Source organism: Chloracidobacterium sp. (assembly GCA_016716305.1).
GTDB lineage: Bacteria > Acidobacteriota > Blastocatellia > Pyrinomonadales > Pyrinomonadaceae > OLB17.
The window spans coordinates 17045-34207 of the sequence record JADJWP010000002.1 but is presented as its reverse complement, the minus strand read 5'-3'; the positions used below and the strand labels follow the sequence as shown (position 1 = coordinate 34207).

Annotated in this window: 13 protein-coding genes and 1 tRNA gene; all 14 read right to left on the bottom strand. The window is 52.3% G+C overall.

Annotated elements, in window-relative coordinates:
- Window positions 1-591 precede the first annotated feature (591 nt).
- Complete coding sequence (locus IPM28_02065) at window positions 592-1404, bottom strand: DUF3667 domain-containing protein (protein MBK9171775.1); 813 nt, start codon at window positions 1402-1404, stop codon at window positions 592-594.
- Window positions 1405-1871: 467 nt separating this feature from the next.
- The gene (locus IPM28_02060) at window positions 1872-2597 is read right to left on the bottom strand and encodes a lipid-binding SYLF domain-containing protein (GenBank protein MBK9171774.1); all 726 of its coding nucleotides are present in this window, start codon (window positions 2595-2597) and stop codon (window positions 1872-1874) included.
- Window positions 2598-3025: 428 nt separating this feature from the next.
- Window positions 3026-4663, bottom strand: a complete 1638-nt coding sequence (locus IPM28_02055; GenBank protein MBK9171773.1) for a M28 family peptidase — start codon at window positions 4661-4663, stop codon at window positions 3026-3028.
- 131 nt (window positions 4664-4794) lie between these two features.
- Window positions 4795-5937 carry a hypothetical protein gene (locus IPM28_02050; GenBank protein ID MBK9171772.1) on the bottom strand — a complete coding sequence of 381 codons (1143 nt, stop codon included), beginning with the start codon at window positions 5935-5937 and terminating at the stop codon, window positions 4795-4797.
- Between the two features lie 101 nt (window positions 5938-6038).
- Complete coding sequence (locus IPM28_02045; GenBank protein MBK9171771.1) at window positions 6039-6713, bottom strand: hypothetical protein; 675 nt, start codon at window positions 6711-6713, stop codon at window positions 6039-6041.
- Window positions 6714-6784: 71 nt separating this feature from the next.
- The gene (locus tag IPM28_02040) at window positions 6785-7561 is read right to left on the bottom strand and encodes a CPBP family intramembrane metalloprotease (protein MBK9171770.1); all 777 of its coding nucleotides are present in this window, start codon (window positions 7559-7561) and stop codon (window positions 6785-6787) included.
- A gap of 64 nt (window positions 7562-7625) precedes the next feature.
- Window positions 7626-8399, bottom strand: a complete 774-nt coding sequence (locus IPM28_02035) for a hypothetical protein (GenBank protein ID MBK9171769.1) — start codon at window positions 8397-8399, stop codon at window positions 7626-7628.
- Between the two features lie 44 nt (window positions 8400-8443).
- Window positions 8444-9214 carry a CPBP family intramembrane metalloprotease gene (locus tag IPM28_02030; GenBank protein ID MBK9171768.1) on the bottom strand — a complete coding sequence of 257 codons (771 nt, stop codon included), beginning with the start codon at window positions 9212-9214 and terminating at the stop codon, window positions 8444-8446.
- Between the two features lie 69 nt (window positions 9215-9283).
- The gene (locus tag IPM28_02025; protein MBK9171767.1) at window positions 9284-10072 is read right to left on the bottom strand and encodes a hypothetical protein; all 789 of its coding nucleotides are present in this window, start codon (window positions 10070-10072) and stop codon (window positions 9284-9286) included.
- A 39-nt stretch (window positions 10073-10111) separates the two neighbouring features.
- Complete coding sequence (locus IPM28_02020) at window positions 10112-12010, bottom strand: M1 family metallopeptidase (GenBank protein ID MBK9171766.1); 1899 nt, start codon at window positions 12008-12010, stop codon at window positions 10112-10114.
- A gap of 126 nt (window positions 12011-12136) precedes the next feature.
- Window positions 12137-12802 carry a response regulator transcription factor gene (locus IPM28_02015; protein MBK9171765.1) on the bottom strand — a complete coding sequence of 222 codons (666 nt, stop codon included), beginning with the start codon at window positions 12800-12802 and terminating at the stop codon, window positions 12137-12139.
- Window positions 12792-15824 carry a hypothetical protein gene (locus IPM28_02010; GenBank protein ID MBK9171764.1) on the bottom strand — a complete coding sequence of 1011 codons (3033 nt, stop codon included), beginning with the start codon at window positions 15822-15824 and terminating at the stop codon, window positions 12792-12794. The genes IPM28_02015 and IPM28_02010 overlap by 11 nt, the downstream gene beginning before the upstream one ends.
- 658 nt (window positions 15825-16482) lie before the next feature.
- Window positions 16483-16558, bottom strand: a tRNA-Lys gene (locus IPM28_02005).
- Between the two features lie 121 nt (window positions 16559-16679).
- Complete coding sequence (locus tag IPM28_02000) at window positions 16680-17162, bottom strand: GNAT family N-acetyltransferase (protein MBK9171763.1); 483 nt, start codon at window positions 17160-17162, stop codon at window positions 16680-16682.
- Window position 17163 lies beyond the last annotated feature (1 nt).

The following is a 17163-nucleotide window of genomic DNA, read 5'->3' as shown; positions in this document are numbered from 1 at the left end:
ACGGAGAGATTTCCGTTCGGATGCACCATACGAACCCGGTGATTTTACCTGTACCACATGGTCGATGGGTACCGCATGAACAAGTATTAACCCTATGGAATAAAATCAAGAAATATCTACTGAGCGAAACCGAGGGATGGATTGAACTAGCAGAGTCGGAATTTTTGTCGCATCATAAGTCCGATCATTCAACGGGCGACCAGATCAGCAGTCGGTTTCTCACATCGATAAATGCATAGGGTGCAGCAACGGCCAACTTTTGGCATGTTGGAGTCCAGGGGAGCGTATGGTGTTTCGAAAAATGTGCTTTGCTCATTGTTTCTGCGACCACCAGGAAGCGAGTTCAAAATCATTCCATACTTTCTGTGAGCCCTCGTTGAACATCCTTCTATCCCAAACGTGGTAACCGCTTACCCACACTCTGTAATCTGCAAAAGAGATTTAGCCTCTTCATGTCCGTTAGCGAGTTGGGTGGGATGTTGGCGACGCGGGGGCCGCCAACAAATAAAGCATGTGCGGAGGTCGTTTCCTGACCATGCTAATACGGCTGACGCGAGGCTGCGACAGAAGCGTCCGGCGGACAAATTGCCACTAGCGAACGGGCGGTAGCGTTCGCGGACCGGCCTGTTCAGTCAGGGGTCCGGAAACTGGCTTCGAAGCGCGGTAGTATCCCTTCGAAAAGAGTATCCAGATGATCGCGACAAAAATTACCGCCACCAAGATCTGTTTGAGGATTAGTATGGGCCAGCGGACGTTGAATAGGGTGTAGGCAAAGATGCACGAATAGGCGAAATAGACCGCGAGGTCGATCGAGGCGTGTATAACGGCAGGAGAAGGCAGGGCAACCGCAAACGGGAGCATGACTAGCAACAGCGCTGCGGAAAGTATAAATGTTTGGGCAACAAAAAATATCGCGGAAATTACATATTCGATCAAGTTTAAGTCTGCTTTGTAATAGAGCACGGACCAAAGTAGACCCCAGACGATCGTCAGTCCGAAGTTCATGAGTTCGATCGTTATTCCTCCCTGAGCCTGCACAACGAGGGGATTTTCAGGCACAACTGAAACAGCCGCGAGTTTTACCGTTACTTCAATGAAGAAAGCGTAGAAGAAATACCTAACAGGATTGATGTACGCGACCCTTTTGCCGGCAAGATAATCACGAACGAACTGTCCGGGAGAAACCGTTAACGCCCAAACAGTCCGGGCAGTTTTTGCCGCCTCGATCTTTCGAAGCTGAATATAGACCTCTTGAGCTAACGAACTTAAAGAGTATCGTTCGGCAGAAGACGCTTGACCGCAAACCTTACAGAACTCCCCGTCGATGGCCGTTTCGCAGTTGAGACAGTTTTTGCCGGCCGCGGCATCGTGACCCGCATTTGAAGGCGCTCTGTTGGACGACATGTTCAAAACCAATTATGCGATTACCACCTCAAGAGCTCCCGTCCGTTACCCTTTTGGATTGGCCTAATTATTCCGCCTTTGCCGTGGTCAGTAGCAAGAAGAACGTGCAAGGGCTCTCTCATCTTCGCGGACGTACCTATTCGGCCAGGGCGGTCATTTCCGACGACTTTGACCCACGATGTATTCTGCATTGGCGTCTCTAAAGGACAAACGGGAGCCGAACAACAAAGGCCGAGCGGTTAGAGGTCTCCAGCACTCACGCTAAAGTTTCTTCCAGGTCATGCCGCTGTCACCCTATCGGTGTTCGGCAAAATCGAAACGATGATCGCCGGCGGTCCGTCGGTTTGACACTGCCGAAGAGTCCCCGCATTACCCGCCCGACTGCGACCGCTCTAAAATCGGAGCAGGCACCTAACCGCGTTTGAAAACTCTTCAGGTTTCCAGTCTCCTGCTCGCGCTCGTCTCATTCAGCGCACCGTCTTTGCATGCCGGGTAATAGCTTTATGGAACCCGGCCGTCTCGGCTGGAATCGAATTGAACGCAACTTTGTTTTCTCCAGTCAGAAGTTCCGTGGCGTCTAACGAATAAAGAATTTGATTTGCATCGTTGTCCGGACTGATCACTGCGCCAGAGATCGAGACTCCCGCGAATACTCCTTTACTTCGCGAGTACGAAAGGATCTCGGCCTGTAACTGCGCGTCCGTTGTCGCCCGAACCGTGCGGCCTACTGGGCCCGCTGCGGCCGCGGCTTCACCGCCGATCTCAAATCTATCCTCGAGCAAATTCTTCAGACTGTCGTCCGTCATGAATAGCATCACGACGTCCGTGGATGACCCGCCGATCTGAAACCCAACACTCCCGCCACCGAGCTTGAACAGTGCGGGAGCGCTCCAACCGCCCTTCACCCGACGGGAGATCAATCCCTTTCCACCTCGTCCGCCGACTATGAAGGCCGCTTTGATAACCCCGGGGAAGACGGCGATTGCCTTAGCTTTCTTCAAAAGGCTTTGTGGTATCGACTTGGCGGGTATCGTCATTAATTCGTTGAGTACCTTGGTCGCATCGCCAGCGGTCTTTGCGGCCTCGGCACGCTCTTTTGCGTCCTTTTTCTGGGCTGCAGCACTAGTGACGAAAAAACAGAGTCCGACGAACATGATCAAGGTACACCCAAGGAATGGTCTTATGAATTTCATCTCTGCTCTAAGCTCCTTTTTTTTTCCAATTCAAGCGGCCCTGCGAACCGGCCAGCAACGTCTGAAAATGGCAGCTCCGCTTCCAATATGCTCTCAAATTTGCCGAGAGGTTCTACTCCCACTTCTTGCCTGCAAGCAAAGCCCTAAGTTGCTCATACAAGCTCTCGGGCCGCAGTTCTGTCCGACGCGCCCGGCTCCAATTTTTCATCAGCCGATGCCAGATTCCTGAAAGGCCCCCTAATATCAACCCGACCGGTAGTAACCAAGTCGTTGTCAAAAGCCGTTGTGATCTTGCTGATAACCTCATTATTGACGGCTGCAATTTACCGAATGACGATCCGATCTCTTAGCTTTGGAAACAACCGATTTACGGTTTGACTTCGTTAGCGCGAAACCACCCGCCCTGGCCACAATGGCCGTGGGAGGATCTAGTTATCTTCAGGGAGCGAGTCACCGCGCTTCAGACCTGAGTACTTGTTTCCGGTAATCCACGTCGGAGGGGCAGTGGCCTGCGCGACGCGATACCCCAGTATGCCCATCATGTCCGCAACGGTCTTAGCTCCGGGCCAATACCAATCTTTGTAAACGTCATCGGTCGGTTGGTGGTATTTGGTTTCCTCGAACTCGTTGAATCGGCGAACAAATCCTTCCTTTGTCGCTTCGGGCGAACCTACGAGCATCAATGCGGGTATACCGCGCGTTACAAAGGGATAATGATCGGATCGGCCGAATACACCTTGTTCGGGAATCGGATCTTCCATCGGGGTGATGTTGTATGAGCGGGCGACCTCATTGAATATGGCCCCAAGCGTGGAGTAATCAGCACCAAACCCAACCATGTTCTTAATTGGACCCATTATCTCGGTGCCGATGCCGTCCAGGTTCAGGTTTGCGGCGATCTTCGTAATTTCCCACTTTGGATTTTTAGCGAAGTAGTATCCGCCCAGAAGCCCATATTCCTCCGAAGTTGTCGACACGAATACCAGTGAGCGTTTTGGTTTGACCTTCATCTTAGAGAATGCCTCTGCGACGGCCAACATCTCGCCGTTGCCGATCGCGTTGTCTGCTGCTCCGTTATAGATCTTGCCGTTTAGCAGCCCGAATCCGTCATAGTGAGCTGTGAAGACCACGGCTTCGCTCTTGAGGACGGGATCAGAGCCTTCGATGAATCCCACAACGTTGTGAGAATTAGCCTCTGTCTGCTTTGACCGCAGATGCACTTTCAGGTTCGGCTTCAGTTCCATCGGTTGAAACTCAAGGTCTGATGCGTCATCCATCGCTTCACCGATCGTCATCCCCGAACCTGCAAAGAGCTTCGCTCCGGCCGCATCGCCAAGGAACATCACCGACAAAGGAAACCGTTCTTTTGCTTTCTCAGGAGTTGCGATATTGCGGCGAGCGGTTTGGTCAACAATAAAGTCGTGTTTGTAGAGCTCGCGCCCATTGCCCACGAGAAGCACTCCGACGGCCCCACGCTGGAGCAAAAGTGGAACCGCAGAGGATTTATCCGTTATCTCTTTCCATTTTTCTGCTGTGTAGTTTCGCGGCGGACCGTCTATAAGCACAACGATCTTACCCTTTAGATTTGCATCCTTAAGGTCATTTCGGCCGAGCTCATCTGAGACGTACCCGTGGCCGACAAAAATAAGTTGGCTCTCGCCGCTCATATCCGCGAGGAGAAGAGGAGCGCTCCAGTCCGTTCCGTAGACCAATTTCTGGCCATTAAGGCTTACCTCGGTCTCGTCGGTAAACACTGTTTCAACAAACGGCATCGATTGAAGATATGTGCCGTTATCGCCGAGCGGCTTCAGGCCCATGGCCTTCATCTGGCTTGCGATCCAGCTGGCGGACATATCGCCGCCCCGTTGGAGCGTTCCGCGGCCTTCGAATCGGTCAGACGCGAGTTCGGTCGTAATGCGCTTTATCGTCGAAACCTTTATGTTTCTCGTCAGCCGTTTTTCGTCCGTTGAAAGTCGAGACTGAGCTGAAACGCCGGTCGAAAGAAATGCCGCGAGAATTAAGAGTACGATGCACTTTCTCAAGTATGTAGTAGTTTCAGAAATCATAGCGATCCCTCGTTTATGTTTGATCGGCCACTCTGCGTGATAACAGATCGGAAGACAGCGTGCCTGGGCAGCGTCCACTCTTTGCGCGTAAATCGGGGCCGCTTCGATGCTTCGAAGAAGCCCCATAATTGTTAATTACACTTCGGATGCGAACCGATGTCGCTCACGGAATCAAATCGTCCATCGGCGGTAGCAACTTGAATACACTGGCCGCTTGAGCGTCTCCACCAGATGGTGTAACTGGTGTTTCCGGTCTTGAACGTGTCAACGTTTCGGAATCCGCGGGAGCGAAGTTCGGATTGGCCTGAAGACGCTCGTGCGCCGACAAGGTCACTTACATCAACACCGTTTCCACTATTTCCGCCCCAGTTTCCGCTTTGATTGTTGTTGCCGCCCCACTGATCGCGGGTATAGGAGATTCGTTCGCCGGTGTCCGTCCGGGTCGTAAGGATTCCGTTGCCCTGCCGGGTGACGCTTGCGGTTGCGCCATTGAGATTCAGGTAGTTTCCGCGGGTAAAGGTACCGTTGGACGCCTGGCCATTGATGTAGACCTCAACCGATCCACCGGAATTTATGATCAGACGGATATCTTCGCCCCGAGGGCCGCGTCCGAAGAATGTCCCGCGTGCCCAACTCGGCGGGTTTATCTGTCCACCGCCGGTGTTTCCTGCATTGTCGCCGCCCCAACCTGATCTGGTATAGGCGATCCGTTCACCGTTGTCGGTTCGGGTCGTTAGGATGCCGTTGCCCTGTCGGGTAACGCGCGCGGTCGCGCCGCCGATGTTTAGTAGATTTCCAGAGGAAAACGTTCCATTGCTTATACCGCCATTGATACTTGCAGTCACACTTCCGTTGTTGCTTATGGTCAGCGTGATCTGCTCACCGCCGGGGCCGCTTCCATACCACGTACCGCGAGCCCATGACGGCGGATTTACCTGTCCGCCACCCCAGCTTCCGCCACCCCAGTTTCCGCCGGATTGCAAGTTCTGATTACAGTCTTCAGCCGGTGCAGTGCCTATCGACTCGAACCGTCCGTCGTAGGTCGAGACGATGACGCAGGTCCGCGATGAAGACCGCCACCAGTTCGAATACGAACGATCGTCGCTCTTTGAGCTTTTCACTTTTCGGTATCCGCGGTTGCGAAGCTGCGTCTCGCCACTCGAGGCTCGTGCGTCGATCAGATCTCTCACATCTGACGGCGTGTCTTGTGCATAGGTTGATATAGCCAACATCGTGCTGACCAAAAGTACTACTGATAAGTTTCTAAATGTCATAAATTCGTCTCCATTGATCTCACCGGATCGAGCCGTTTCTCGGCTTCCGGGCTCCAAGTCTTAACAGTTCGAACTGCTTCGCGTCCGCTCCCTAACACGCTCTAGAACTCGGTCACCTTATCGACAACAAGCTGCCAGGAAGCTTCGCCAGCCCGCAACTTATACTGGATCTGACGGGTCTTCCCGGTCTTATTAGCCTCGCTAGTGGCACCGTCATAGACCGAGAACCTCCGCACGAGCGAGCTCTCAACGACGGCAAATTCATCACCGCCATTGAACCCAACTAGCTCTTTTGAGTTCGGGTCGTCAGCCGGTAGGTTGATCTCGCTAAGCGATTTTTTCTTGTTCGCTGAGTATGCGATCAAGCTTGTCTTTTTCTTTCCGTCTAAGTCGCGTACGTAGATGTAAATCTCGGGCGATTGATCGACATTCAGGTCGCCAACCTCAGCACCGTAAACCTCTCCGCTTACAGCCTTCATCTGGACATCATTCGATATTTCAAGGCCGGCGGGCGTTACCTTTACGGTATTTCCGGACGTCGTATTGGGACTCTCGACGACAAACTTGATCCCGTGGAGCTCAAACGTCTTGGTAAACGGCTTTTGAGCAGCCACCGAATTTGAGTTTGTCGTAATCAAGGATTCCGACACGCGGCCGCTGTTAGCCGAGACCGCCTTCGGTGAGTTCGTGCCGTTGTTAATCGTAGCCGGCGAACCGCATGCAGCTGATAGGAATGCAAGAGTCAACACCGCGGTAAAGGTATAATCGTGTTTCATAATCTTGTTCAAATGTGCCGGAAATCGGTGCATGGCGAGTTCTCCGAGATCGAACTACAGGGCTCTCACCGTTAGTCCAGTAATTCCTCGCTGGATCTCTCCCCAACTCCGCGAAGAAACCAAAGCCCGACAAGAAAATTCGGTAAAACGAACAGCACTGGCGCAAAAAGAAGAAAAAGACCAGGTTCTGTCGGCTCCACCGGAGCGGCAGGATGTCCATGCCGGGTGCTGATCGTAAAGACGCCAAAATCCCACAGCCAGTGAACGATCATTGCCGGAATGATCGAGCCTGTTCTGATCAGAATGGCGATGAACAAAACTCCTGACATCGCGGCCGCGACAGCTTGCGTAGTGGCCGCTCCCCAGTCGCCGGTAGTGATCCCATTCAGCACATGCACCGCGCCAAAAATCGCCGAAGTAATAGCGATCGCGGGCCAAGGCCGCATCGCTGATCTGGCTCCGCTAAAGAAGATGCCTCGGAACGCGAGCTCTTCCGAGATTCCGACCATCAGCGTGTTTATCCCAACGAAGATCAACACCTTGAGCGGCGGATAGCCGAGGAACAAGCCAACAGAAAAGAAGCCAAGAATCAAAAGTGCGGGAAGCCATAGGACCACGAGGCTTTTCGTGCTTCGAACAGGCTTCAGCCCTGAATCACGGGCCCAACCAAAGACGCCAACTACCGCAAGCAAGAAAACAAGTCCGACAACCAAGCTGGTCGAGATATGTCGGCTGATCATCTCCCCCTGCCCCATGGTGCCGTCGCCAACTTCTAATTTTGCGCCGCCCATAATGATCGCGAGGTAAACGACCAGAACGATGAAAGATATGACAAACCGTTTATACATATAGGCCTCTATTCATGGGACTTCGTATGCGGGCCCGGACATATAGCACGAGCCCGCAATCAGGTCATTTACAGTTATTCGCGTTGTTGCGAAGAATGGAACTGACGCGGCCATTTCGAACCGCAACCTGAACACACTGGCCCGTGTCGTCGTTCTTCCAGTATGTATAGCTCGTCGAACCGGCCTTTCTGCCCTTCACGTTGCGGAATCCCCGGGACTGCATTTCGGTCTCCGCCCCGGCAGCCCTCGAACCGACCAGATCACGAAGGTCAACCTGCTCGGAACCGCCGGCCGAAGCCCCTCCGCCCGCTCTGCAATCAGCCTCAGGCCCCTTCACGATCGAATCGTAACGGCCGTCAACCGTAGCAACCGTCAAGCAGATCTTGCTGGATGCTTTCCACCAATTCGAATATGATCGGTCGTCCTGCTTTACGGCTTTGACAAACTTGAAACCGCGACTTTTGAGTTCGGATTCGCCGCTCGACGCACGTGCGCCGACCAGGTCCTCGAACTCGTCGGAGCCGCCTCCAGAGGCCGAACCTGGATCTTCGCCCTTTTCGCAGTCAGCGGCAGGAGCAGTGACGATCGAATCGTAACGCCCCTCGACCGTCGCTACCGTTACGCAGGTACGCGAAGAAGACTTCCACCAGTTTGACCATTTCCGGTCGTCACCCTCGGTCGTCTTAACGAACTTGTAGCCCAAGCGTTGAAGCGTGGCTTCCCCGCTCGATGCCCGAGCCCCAACTAGAGTTCGCAGTTCTGACGGAGTGTCCTGGGCCTTAACTTCGCCGATCCCGATAACAAGGATGGAAAGCAAAAGTAATAATCGTAATTTCATAGTATCCTCTTGAAAGTTCTAAAATTCTCCGAGAAATGTTGCCATCACCCGACCATTTCTTCCTTGGTTCTTTTACCGATCCCTCGCAGCAGCCAGAGTCCATAAAGGAATCCCGGAAGATCGAACAAAAGCGGGCCCATTAGAAGCAAAGCACTTGATGCCGGAGTTACATTCGCGTCCTCGGGCCGGCCCGCAGTGAAAACAAAGATGCCAAAATCCCATAACCAATGGACGATCATCCCCGGAATGATCGAGCCGGAACGAAGCAATAGTGCGGTAAATAACACAGCTCCCATTGCAGCCGAAACCGCCTGTGCCGCTGAAAAAAGAAACTCCTCCGTGATAAACCCGTTCAGAGCGTGAACAGCACCGAATGCGACCGAAGCGAATGCAATTGCTGCAGGCAACCGGAATCTTGATGCGGCCCCGTTCAATAAGATCCCCCGGAATCCCATCTCTTCAGTTATTCCGACAAGAAGAGTGTTGACCCCGATGAACAGCAGTGTTTGCTCCGGTGGAAACCCGATCACCGCTCCCAAAAGGAAGAAGCAAACTATAAAAAGGGCCGGAAGCCAGGCAAGAGACACACTCTTTAAGGTTCGCGGCGGCACGATCCCGATCTCTCGGCTCCATCCGGAGACCAGGGTGACAACTGTGAGAAAGATCAGTCCAACAACCGGAGCGATTAGTATCTGCTTACTGGCAAGGTCGTTCAGGCTGATATTGCCCGCGCCGACCTGTAGCTTTTGACCAACGATTATCAGTAGTAAATAGATCGTGCATACGACGATCGACGCTACGAACTTGTTGTTCATCTGTGACCCACCAATTGGGTAAAATGACAGCTATCGCACCCCGCTGATCGGCGATAGCCGTCCAAGGATCTATCGACAATATGGCGAAGATCCGATGTCTCTGACATTCTCATAACGCCCGTCAGAGACGATAACCTGTACACACTGGCGGGTGTTGCCATTCCACCAAACCTGGTAGCTGGCGTCTCCGACCTTGTAAGTGTTGCGATTCTGAAAACCACGAGTTCGCATTGCGTTCTCCGCTCCTGAGGCTCGATCACCTTGAAGGTCGTTAACGTACACGTGCGGATGATAACCGCCCCACCCGGAGCGATAGTTAGTATTGTTGTTTCGCTGTCTGGCCCCGGCTGAATAGCCCGAAGAATATTCTTTTGTGCTGTTCCAGTTGTGATATGTGGTGCTGTACAGGCCGTCACGGTAGCCGCGCTCGTATTCTGCCTCGTGATTGTTATCGTCCCAATGCTTCTCGTCGTCGTGATCATGGGCCTTGTGAATGATTGCGGCCGTACCACCGACCGCCGCCGCCGCCGCGAGAGCAATGGCGATCTTAGTCCCTGTGCTCATCCCGGATTTCTTTCCGCAGTCTTCATTTTCGGCGTCCTTGATCTTGGAGTAACGACCATCGGCGGTTAGAACCATCACGCACTTCTTCTTGCTTGAGTTCCACCAATAACTCCAGCTCCCCGCATCGGTCTTTGCAGTATGGTGATGTTCATACCCGCGATTCTCGAGTTCCGTCTCGCCCGCTGCGGCCCGTGTGTCCACAAGATCCTTGAGAGCGTCAGCCTGCGCAAATCCCGAAACCGCAAATATCGCGGTAAGTGCGAAGATCCCCAAAGCCTTTCCATTAATTGCCATCATTTTTCCTCCAAATTCATTGCCCATGGCCGTTGCCGATCACCTTGGCCACTTGTTATCGGCCGCGTTCGCGTCCATGAATATTCCGCCGTCGAGAACGATCGAGCGTACCGACTTCGGCACGTTTATCCTAGTTTCGACTTCCTTAGTGTTTTTCCTCCAAATATCCGGACCTTGGCGGATCGTTTCTGATGATCCATCTGTAAACGTCACGACCATATTCGCTGGTGCAGGGTAGCCGCCAATATTCTTCAGCATCACTATTGTGCCGCCTTGCTCTGCCCTGACATCGACGATCGCATGGTCGATATACCCGTGCGAGAAGAACCAGGCGTTCCAGAACCAATTCAGATCCTTCTCAGTGTGTGTGTTGAAGCTGTAGAACATATCCCACGGCATCGGATGCTTACCGTTCCAGTCATTCATGAATCCGTGCAGGCCTTTCCGAAAGTCGGTATCCCCGAGCAGTTCCTTGAGGGCAAGATAACCAAGGGCCGCCTTACCGTATTTGTTATCTCCATAGGTTTGGACCAATCCGGAGACTGCATGCTCGGGCGTCATTATTGGAAGATCGGCAGAAGGGTCGGCGTTATTTACCCAGTTGGCAACGCGGATCTTTTTGAATAGATCGTCCGTAAAAGGCTGACCGAAGCGCTTTTGATTAAAACCGTACTCGAAGGCGGTCGTCCATCCTTCTTCCATAAAGGAATAGCGGCGTTCGTTGATGCCCATAAAGAACGGAAAGTAGGTATGCAGGATCTCGTGTGCGGCGATAAAATGCTGAAACTTAGGGTCCTCTTGGGAACTGTCATTGGCCATCATCGGGGCTTCCATGTCGGCTGTGCCGCGGAAGATGGTCATCTTTGGGTACGGATAAGGAATTCCTGGCCAGTCGTTCGACGCAAAGTCGAGAGCCGATTTGATGTATGTCACCATTTCGGTGAAGTTCTTCGATGTCTCGTCATAGGCAGCCTGAGTGCTGGCTCGACGGCCGGACTTCTTATCGACCACGATACTGCTTGCATCCCAGATGTAGTGATCGCTGAGTCCGTAAACCACGTCCGGGACATTCTCGGATCGCCATTTCCACGTGACGGTGGGTGTTTGAGCAGTAACCGTTCCTGCCCTGACCTCGGCGAGCGATGCGACATTGATCACCGCGTCACTTGTGAACGACCGCTTTAGGCGTTCGGCATGTTTTGGCTGAAGGACCTCATCGATATTGATGAGGGTTCCAGTCCCCCAAACTATGAAATTCTTCGGTACGTTCACCTCTACGTTGTAGTCGTTGAAATCGCCAAAAAACTCGTGTCCGCCCAGCAAATGCTGATCGGTGTCCCAACGGTCAACATTACTTAGAACTGCCACCCGCGGATAGAAATAGGCAATATAGAAGGTCGTCGGATCGATCGCCCCATCACGATCGGGTTTTTCAGCGAGTTCGTAGACCCACTTGAAGGAAAGCGTCGTCGCTCCGCCCGGTGGTATCGGCTTCTCGAGGCCAATGGCGTTCAGCGACATTCCTTTGATATCGAGAAGCGGTTTCCATGGTCGAACCACCCCGTTCTCGGCGAATTCGGTGATCACCACATCCGAAGTGAGTTGTTTCGTATCAACGTTCCTCTCACGAGCAGATTCCGGCGCGTGTGCATTCATTTCAAGACGAACTATGAGCCGGTCAAGCGTCAACGGACTATTGTTCTTGTAAACAATTTCTTGGGAGCCAGAGACGTACCTGCTCGGCGGATTCACCGAGATCTTGATGTTGTGGGCCGAACTATTCTGAAAATACTTAGCGGTCGGCTTTCCGTCCTTAGACCGTAGGCCAGCTGCATAGGCCGCTTTCACGTTCCGAGGTTTGTAGAGATCCTGCGCGAAATGGTCTGCAGTACAGAGGCAGACAAACAGGGTTGCCAGAGCGAGAACGCGAAACTTCATATTCCTCCAAATTCGGCAGATGCACCGCAATAAGCGGACCTCGTGTCATTGAGTGAAATAGAAGTTTAGGAGATTCCTGCCCTGTATTGAATACGGATAGTCCCCGAATATTCTAGGTAGAAGTACTTATCCGGCGAGGTTTTCGAGGTGCCTTTGGTGTTCGACCGCGAACGCGAGCAAGGCGTGCGGACCCGAAATTCCGAGTTTCAGACAAATGTTGTAGCGGTGGGTCTCGATCGTTTTGATACTTACAAATAATTCTTGTGCGATCTCTTTGCTTGTCTTGTATTCCCCGACGAGACGCATTATTTGCAATTCCGTTTGGGTAAGCCTCGCGAGTTGTGGAACACTCCGCAGTGAGAGCGAATCCACCGCTTCCAAGACCAGTTCATCCAAACCTGTTCCAATAAATGTTTTGCCCTTTGAGACCCGTCTGACGCAGTCTACGATGTCATTAAGGGCGGAATCCTTGAGGACATAACCCTTGGCATTGAGAGTCTTCATTGAACGGAGGATCGTCGTATCCCGATGCATCGTGAGAAAAACCACCGCGACGCTCGGAAACGCTTCCTTTAATTGCCGGGCGGTCTCAATTCCATCGAGCTCGGGCATATCGACGTCGAGGATCGCAACGTCCGCTTCAGATGATTTGATCAGGCTGAGAGCCTCATGGCCATTCGCCGCCGCACCAACTATCTCGATGTCGGACTGCTGGCTGAAAACAGATACCAGGCCGCTCCGAAAGATCGGATGATCGTCCGCGATGACAACTTTGATATTCTTACGTCCCATCCTTTGGTATCCAGATAACTACACGTGTTAACTTCTCGGGATCCGACTCGATACTGATAGAGCCGCCGAGAAGACGAATTCGCTGTCCAATGTTCCTTAGCCCAAACCCCGCACCGCTTGAATCTTCGTCAAAAATGTACTCGCTATCGAAACCTCTCCCTACGTCTTCGACACGAACCTCCACGCCGGATGCGGCTCGGCGCATTTCGACGGTGGCCGTCGGACTCCCCGAATGCTTGACCACATTGTTCAAACACTCCTGAAGACTCCGATAGGCTGCCAATTGGGACTCATTCGAGAGCAGGTCGTCCACGTCGTCGATTCGCGTTTCAAACTTGATTCCCGATGATCGCTCGATCTGATAGACGATACTTCTTACCGCCTCGCTCAATCCGAATCGTTCGAGATTCTGAGGTGAAAGATTGCCCACGATCGCCCGTGTTTCCGCCAAAGTGTTCGACGCGACCTCGGAGATTTGCTCGAAATGATTTCTAGCCTCGTTATCCAACGAGTCGTGCTTCAGACCGAACTCCGCCCAATTTCGCATAATGAGGAGGCTTTGGCCGATCCCGTCATGAAGCTCGCCCGCAAGCCGCAGCCTTTCAGACTCGTGAGATCTGATAAGGCTCCGCGTAAAGTCCTCTTGTTGCCGCTGGCGGGCCTCAAGACGAGCGACACGGATCTTGTGGCCGAAGTAGACCGTCAGCAGTATCGCCGCTGCGCACATAAGCAAGAACAGCCCGGTCTCCCAAAACCGTTTAGCAACATTTATCTCGACCGATGCTGTTTCTTCGCTCCAAACACCGGTTGTACTAATTGCTTTAACACGGAATACGTAGGATCCACTCGGAAGATACGGATAAGTGGCAGTTCGCCTGCCCGCCGCATCAACCCAATGCTGGTCGAGTCCTTCGAGTTTGTAGAAGAACCTTATACGGTCAGGGTGAGTGAACTCAATACCGGTGAATTTGATCTCAAGATTGCTAGCTCCGCTTCCGAGTTGTATTCGATCTTTAAGCGCAGAACCCTCGCTAAGAGATGGGATCGAATCGCCGACCTGTGTACTGACAGATTCGATCAACACTTTGGGCGGCTCGTAATTTAGTTCCCGCGGATCGATGATGACGACGTCCTTGATCATCGGGAACCACAGACGGCCATCCTTCGCTCTAATGCCCGCCGGCTGATTTCCGCCACTTGCCTCGCTGCTTTTCATTCCGTCCGCAGCGGTAAAAAGACCGCCGACGAGTGAACTGCTTATGCCGTCAGCCACCGAATTGAGCTCCTCTCGAGTCACCGAAAAGACCCCGAGGTTTCCTAGTACCCAGAACTTATTCGTTTCGTCGATAAGTATTCGCGAAACATAGTTATCATGCAGTCCCTGCCCGGTTGTTACGGCATTAATCCTTCCATTGCGCAGTCGATTTATTCCGCCGCCATAGGTACCGAGCCAAATTGTTCCATCGCTATCTTCAATTATCTCCCTGACATAATTATTGGTCAGCCCATTCTCCGTTGTGAGGTTCTCAAATCTCCCATCTTTGAATCTGCTGACCCCGGCCATCGTCCCGATCCAAATTGCGTCGTCCCGGCTTTGAGTGATGAAGTGAACGCTGTCGCCGACAAGACCGTCGTTGGTAGTGAATTTGGTGAAGCTGCCGTCCTTAAACCTCCAAAGCCCGTTCTGCGTTCCGATCCAAAGAGCCGCATTCTTATCGAAGTATAAAGAATGAGTACGGCCAGGAATGAATCCTGGAATCTTCAACAGCCTTCCGTTTTTGATCGTGTACAGTGCAGCCGCCCCGCCCGCCCATATCACTCCGTTTCGATCGACTGCGAGGGAGGTTATCAGTTCGCCAGGCGCGGCAGGATTCATGTCGATCTTCTGCACCTTGCCATTTCTTACCCTCAGCAGGTTATGACCAGCCAACCAAACCCCTCGTTCCGAGTCTTCCGCAACTGCATAACGAGCCCATACGTCAAGATCCGTCATATCCCCGACAAGACTGATTTTCCTTGGAGAGAGGCAGATAAGCCCATCTGATTGCGTAGCCAGCCAAATATTGCCACTTCGGTCGAAAAACAACTGGCGGGTTCCGTCAGTGACGAACTCGTTCAGATCGTAGGTGACGATATTGCCGTCTTTGAATTCGTGCAATTTGCTGCCTTTTTGGCACCAAAGTTCGGTGGACCTGAAGGCAGGAGTGCACCCTGCAAGCTTGTCTTTCGAGCTTGTGGTCTCGATATCGGAGAATTTGCCGTTCTCAAACCATCCGAAAGACGAGACCGTCCCCACAAGCATTCTTCCATCGTTAGAAAAATCGAGACTGATGATATCTTTAGGGATTCGAAGGCCCAATGTATCCGCTCTTACTAGCTGTTCACCTTGCAATATGAACGCCTTTCCGTTCGACGTCCAAATTGTGTTCCCGGGGCCCTTGGCAAGTTGGAAGGCTCTCTGGCGCGATAGAACTTTTATCGAATCCGGAATAACAGAGCCATCCTGCCCAAACTCGACGCGTTCGAGCCCTGCGTCGGATGCGATGAATAGCCTTCCATTGTCATCCTCCAAAAACTGCCAAACAACCGTTCTTTTGAAATCGGGAACTGACTGAAACTCGATGAAGTTTCCGTCAGCTAAGGTATACACCTCCCCGGCTTCAGTGCCGATCCAAAGACGCTTCCATCGATCCTCATACAAGGAGAGAATACGGTTGCTCCGAAGGCCCGGCGCGTTAGTCGAGTCAAATATTTTGAACGTCACTCCATCAAACCGTGCCAGGCCCCCAAACGTTCCCAGCCAAATATAGCCGTGCTCTGTTTGCACCATCGAGGTTACCGTATTCTGCGGAAGCCCCTCTTCAGTAGTCCATTTGCGGACAATGAAATCTCCCTTAACTGAATTGGACGCTGCGGCGACGACGCACACTTCTAGAGCAAGCACGATCAGACCAAATTGCGCCCCAGATAGGAACAATATGCCAACAAGCTTAAAACTTGAGCTAATCCGTTTCGATCTCATCCCGACGGCACGCGGCCGAGCTGCCTTATTTTGATGTAAAGTGACGCCCTAACTCCCACTTTCGTGACAGAGCTGCTCGCAGATGCAAACTTTGTGAAGAAATTCTTATTTTGCAACCAATCGATGCCCATTATCGACGATCGCCCGATAAGAAAATGATGGGCGGTGATAAGTATTCAGCACGTAGGTTATACCTCGATTTCAATATTATACCAAAAGCATGAGTTTTGAGGGAGTGAGGGCGATCGAGCAGGGTGCGGCAGTTCGGGATGGAAGATTCAGTTCCCCCATGCGAAAAGTGATCAAGCCACAAAGGGGCGTAGGAAATGAAGTTTATTGCGTAATCGCATAATAAATACTTGCGCGGGTTCGGCCTCCCGGAGCTTGGCCTGGCCAGCAGTCCGGTTAGGGCTCCGGTTCGTGATTGTCCATCATTTGGCGCAGCTACAAAAGGCGCCTTCTGGGAATCGTCGTCTTCTATTAAGTGTGTTCAGAATGGCGTTTACATTTCGAAAGTCGATCTGAAATCGCAGCGTTAAGATCGTTAAAAACGCAGATTCTCTTTACGAAGAAAACCCGTATTGATTCGAAAAGGTGAGTAAATGGGTGCGTGAAGTAGAAAGGCCGGCGTCATGCTGGCCTTAACTGTTGCAGATAATGGTGATCCGACCAGGACTCGAACCTGGGACCCAATGGTTAAAAGCCATTTGCTCTACCGACTGAGCTATCGGACCACGTTCCTGCCGGGGTCGTTCCCCGACCGAATTCAAAATTGTACAATCTGAGCCGTTCGATGGCAAGTAACTATCGTTAGAAGGTGTCGGTCATCTGTCTGTGGTTAGATGATTTTGTAAATCAATGGGTCGCGAGGTCTAATTCCATGCAAATATCGACGCGTTCGTAGGGCGAACGTTCGTCGAGCATCGTCTCGGTAAAGCCATGTTTGCGATAGAGAATGATGGCAGGCCGGAGTTTGGTATTCGAAAGCAGGAATAGCCGCCGCTTGCCTGATGCTTCGGCGTGCTCAACGCAGGCTTCGATCAGACGGTCGCCGATCCCATTGCCCTGAAAGGCAGGCGAGACGGCCATTTTGGCAAGTTCAAACGACCCGCTGTCCGCATTTATCAACGCGACCGTTCCCGCGACCTGGTCGCCGATCATTGCGAAGAATATTTGCCCTCCTCGGTCGATAACGAGTTCTTTTGGGCGTTCGAGTATCTCGCGGTCGTGTTTCTCAACGACGAAGAATCGCTCGATCCACTCGTAATTGAGGTCGGCGAAGGCCTTTGCCAGCGACTGGTCAAACGTCACGATCCTCACCTCGAGAACCTCGCTCATC